At 72.4% G+C, this 4,507-nt stretch carries 4 protein-coding genes; all 4 read left to right on the top strand.

Translation table 11 applies throughout. From position 1 onward, the window contains the following. The first annotated feature begins 50 nt into the window (after positions 1–50). Complete coding sequence (locus V7E45_RS38950; RefSeq protein ID WP_333779018.1) at positions 51–1,211, top strand: acyl-CoA dehydrogenase family protein; 1,161 nt, start codon at positions 51–53, stop codon at positions 1,209–1,211. Positions 1,212–1,279: 68 nt separating this feature from the next. Beyond that, entirely contained in the window at positions 1,280–2,848 is a 1,569-nt protein-coding gene (locus tag V7E45_RS38945; RefSeq protein WP_333779017.1) for a 4-coumarate--CoA ligase family protein, read from the top strand. Further along, positions 2,845–3,582 carry an enoyl-CoA hydratase family protein gene (locus V7E45_RS38940; RefSeq protein WP_333779016.1) on the top strand — a complete coding sequence of 246 codons (738 nt, stop codon included), beginning with the start codon at positions 2,845–2,847 and terminating at the stop codon, positions 3,580–3,582. The genes V7E45_RS38945 and V7E45_RS38940 overlap by 4 nt, the downstream gene beginning before the upstream one ends. Further along, positions 3,570–4,175, top strand: coding sequence for a TetR/AcrR family transcriptional regulator (locus tag V7E45_RS38935; protein WP_333779015.1), 606 nt, complete (start codon positions 3,570–3,572; stop codon positions 4,173–4,175). The genes V7E45_RS38940 and V7E45_RS38935 overlap by 13 nt, the downstream gene beginning before the upstream one ends. Positions 4,176–4,507: the final 332 nt, after the last annotated feature.

The following is a 4,507-nucleotide window of genomic DNA, read 5'->3' as shown; positions in this document are numbered from 1 at the left end:
ACCCCGCCCCGGACCGCCCCGCCACGGACCACCCGCACCCGGAGGACCGCATGACCACGCTCATCGAAACCCCGGAACACAAGGCACTGCGCGACGCGGTCGCCGCCCTCGGCAGGCGTTACGGCCGCGACTACGTCGCCCGCACCGTCGCCGAGGGCCGCCCGCCCACCGAACTCTGGGCCGAGGCCGGGAAACTCGGCTACCTCGGCGTCAACCTGCCCGAGGAGCACGGAGGCGGCGGCGGTGGCATCACCGAACTGTCCATCGTCCTCGAGGAACTGGGCGCCGCGGGATCCCCGCTGCTCATGCTCATCGTCTCCCCGGCCATCTGCGGCACCGTCATCGCCCGCTTCGGCACCGAGGACCAGAAACGCGCCTGGCTCCCCGGCCTCGCCGACGGAAGCCGCCTGATGGCCTTCGGCATCACCGAACCCGACGCCGGCTCCAACAGCCACCGCATCACCACCACCGCCCGCAAGGACGGCGCCGACTGGCTCCTCACCGGCCGCAAGGTCTTCATCTCCGGGGTGGACATGGCCGACGCCGTGCTCGTCGTCGGCCGCACCGAGGACGCCCGCACCGGACGCCTCAAGCCCTGCCTGTTCATCGTCCCCACCGACGCCCCCGGCTTCCAGAAGCGGCCGATCGACATGGAACTCAAGGCGGCGGAGCGACAGTTCGAGCTGGTCCTCGACGACGTACGGCTGCCCGACGAGGCCTTGGTCGGCGACGAGGACGCCGGTCTGCTCCAGCTGTTCGCCGGACTCAACCCCGAGCGCATCATGACCGCCGCCTTCGCCATCGGAATGGGCCGGTACGCCCTCGCCAAGGCCGTCGAGTACGCCCGCGACCGCACCGTGTGGAAGACCCCCATCGGCGCCCACCAGGCCATCGCCCACCCGCTGGCGCAGGCCCACATCGACCTGGAGCTGTCCCGCCTGATGATGCAGAAGGCGGCCCACCTCTACGACGCGGGCGACGACATCGGCGCGGGCGAGGCCGCCAACATGGCCAAGTACGCGGCCGGCGAGGCCTGCGTGAAGGCCGTCGACCAGGCCGTGCACACCCTCGGCGGCAACGGCCTCACCCGGGAGTACGGCCTGGCCTCGCTGATAACCGCCGCACGCGTGTCTCGTATCGCCCCGGTGAGCCGGGAGATGATTCTCAACTACGTCTCCCACCAGACCCTGGGCCTGCCCAAGTCCTACTAGGCCGGGCCCCGCGACACGACCCAGGGCAGCCCGTCCGGATCAGGCCGCCGCAGCCGCTTGGAGGAACCGTGTTCCGCAGCGCGTACGCAGACGTCCCGCCCGTAGAACTCCCCATCCACGAAGCCGTCCTCGGCGGCGCCGCCCGCCACGGCGACCTGCCGGCCCTCATCGACGGCACGGACGGCACCACTCTCACGTACGCGCAGGTGGACCGGTTCCACCGGCGTCTGGCCGCCGCACTCGCCGAAGCGGGCGTCCGCAAGGGCGACGTCCTCGCCCTGCACAGCCCCAACACCATCGCCTTCCCCACCGCTTTCTACGCCGCCACCCGCGCGGGCGCCTCCGTCACCACCGTGCACCCGCTCGCCACTCCCGAGGAGTTCGCCAAGCAGCTCGGCGACAGCGCCGCCCGCTGGATCGTCACCGTCTCCCCGCTGCTGGAGTCCGCCCGCCGCGCGGCCGAACTCGCCGGCTGCGTACGGGAGATCTTCGTCTGCGACAGCGCGCCCGGGCACCGCTCGCTCCTCGACATGCTCGCCACCACCGCCCCCGAACCCGACATCGCCTTCGACCCGGCCGAGGACGTCGCCGCACTGCCGTACTCCTCCGGCACCACCGGCGTCCCCAAAGGCGTCATGCTCACCCACCGGCAGATCGCCACCAACCTCGCCCAGCTCGAACCCGCCGTCCCGGCGGGCCCCGGCGACCGCATCCTCGCCGTTCTGCCCTTCTTCCACATCTACGGCCTGACCGCCCTGATGAACGCGCCCCTGCGCAACGGCGCCACCGTCGTCGTCCTGCCCCGCTTCGACCTCGACACCTTCCTCGCCGCCATCGAGAATTACCGCATCACCGGCCTGTACGTCGCGCCCCCGATCGTCCTCGCCCTCGCCAAGCACCCGGCCGTCGCCCGCTACGACCTCTCCTCCCTGAGACACGTCATCAGCGCCGCCGCCCCCCTCGACGCCGCACTGGCCGCCGCCTGCTCCGAACGCCTCGGCCTGCCCCCCATCGGCCAGGCCTACGGCATGACCGAACTGTCACCCGGCACCCACGTCGTCCCCCTCGACTCCCTCCACCAGGCACCCCCCGGCACCGTCGGCCGGCTCATCGCCGGCACCGAGATGCGCATCGTCTCCCTCGACGACCCCCACAAGGACCTCGCCACCGGCGAACCCGGCGAGATCCTCATCCGCGGCCCCCAGGTGATGAAGGGCTACCTCGGACGCCCCGACGCCACCGCCGACATGATCGACACCGACGGCTGGCTGCACACCGGCGACGTCGGCCACGTCGACGCGGACGGCTGGCTGTTCGTCGTCGACCGCGTCAAGGAACTCATCAAGTACAAGGGCTTCCAGGTCGCCCCCGCCGAACTCGAAGCCCTGCTGCTCACCCACCCCGGCATCGCCGACGCCGCCGTCATAGGCGCCCACGACGACGACGGCAACGAGATCCCGCACGCCTTCGTCGTCCGCCAGCCCACCGCCGACGGCCTCACCGGGAACGACATCACCGCCTACGTCGCCGAACGCGTCGCCCCCTACAAACGCGTCCGCGCCGTCACCTTCATCGAGGACGTGCCCCGCGCCGCCTCCGGCAAGATCCTGCGACGCCAGCTCAGGGAGCGCACATGACCACCCTCATCGGCCGCACCCGCGCGCGCGGCGTAGAGACCCTCAGCCTCGACTCCACCGCCACCCGCAACGCCCTGTCCGCCGCGCTCGTCACCGAACTGGCCGACACCCTGACCGACTGCGGCAAGGACCCCGACGTCCGCGCCGTCGTCCTCACCCACACCGGCACCACCTTCTGCGCCGGGGCCGACCTGCGCGACCCACCCGACCCCGACGCCCTCGTCGGGCTCCTGCGCCGGATCGTCGAACTGCCCAGACCCGTCGTCGCCCGGATCACCGGACACGTCCGCGCCGGCGGCCTCGGCCTGCTCGCCGCCTGCGACATGGCCGCCGCGGGGCCCGAAGCCACCTTCGCCTTCACCGAGGTCCGCATCGGCGTCGCCCCCGCGGTCATCTCCCTGCCGGTCCTGCCGCGCACCGACCCGCGCGCCCTCGCCCGCTACTACCTCACCGGCGAACGCTTCACCCCCGCCGACGCCGTACGCCTGGGCCTGCTCACCGTCACCGCCGACGACGTCGACGACGCCCTCGCCCCCCTCCTCGACGGACTGCGCCGCTCCGGCCCACAGGCCCTGGCCGAGACGAAACGGCTGCTCACGGCTAGGGTGCTGGAGACCTTCGACCGGGACGCGGCGGAACTGACCGCGCTCTCGGCCCGGCTGTTCGCCTCCCCCCAGGCCCGGGAGGGGATGACGGCCTTCCTGGAAAGACGGGATGCGGCATGGGTGGTGTGAGTACGGCGGACCGCGACCGCGTACCCAAGCAGGACCGCAGCCGAGCCACCCGGCAACGGCTGCTGGAGGCCGCCGTCGCCTGCCTCGCCGAACACGGCTGGGCAGGCTCCACGGTCACCGTCGTCGCCGAACGCGCCGGAGTCTCCCGCGGCGCCGCCCAGCACCACTTCCCGACCCGCGAGGACCTGTTCACCGCCGCCGTCGAGTACGTCGCCGAAGAACGCTCCAACGCCCTCAGGGAACTCTTCCCCGAAGGCACCGCCGACCGCCGGGCCGTCGTCACCGCCGTCGTCGACCTCTACACCGGCCCCCTCTTCCGCGCCGCCCTCCACCTGTGGGTCGCCGCCTCCAACGAGGAACAACTGCGCGCACGCGTCACCGAGCTCGAAGCCCGCGTCGGCCGCGAGACCCACCGCATCGCCATCGACCTCCTGCACGCCGACGAGACCCGCCCCGGCGTCCGCGAGACCGTCCAGGGCTTCCTCGACATGGCCCGCGGCCTCGGCCTCGCCAACCTCCTCACCGACGACACCGCCCGGCGCCGACGCGTCGTCGCCCAATGGTCCGAGCTGCTGGAACGGGCCCTGCGCTGAGCCGCTGTCAGCTCGGAGCCGACCGACAGCCCGGTCGTCCACACAGGGCGCACGGTCTTGCACGGCGGCCGGCTGGACCCGAGCGGGACCAGGTGGCGCGATCAGTGAGCCGGACCACATCCGGATCCGGCCCGGGGCAGTACCCTTGCTCCATGCTTCTGCTGCTCGTCCGACGCCGCCACGTGGACTACGTGCGCGTCACGAGCATGGGCTGTCGGCCTTCCGCCTGACCCAGCCCCCTTTTTCTCCCGCCTTCACCGCCTCTCGCGCAGGCGTTCCCGGGCACCGCCCCACCCTCCGGCGGCCCGCCCGCGGCCCACCCACATCTCCAC

The sequence above is a fragment of the Streptomyces sp. IBSBF 3136 genome, assembly GCF_036815105.1.
GTDB lineage: Bacteria > Actinomycetota > Actinomycetes > Streptomycetales > Streptomycetaceae > Streptomyces.
This window is presented reverse-complemented; position numbering and strand designations above follow the sequence as displayed.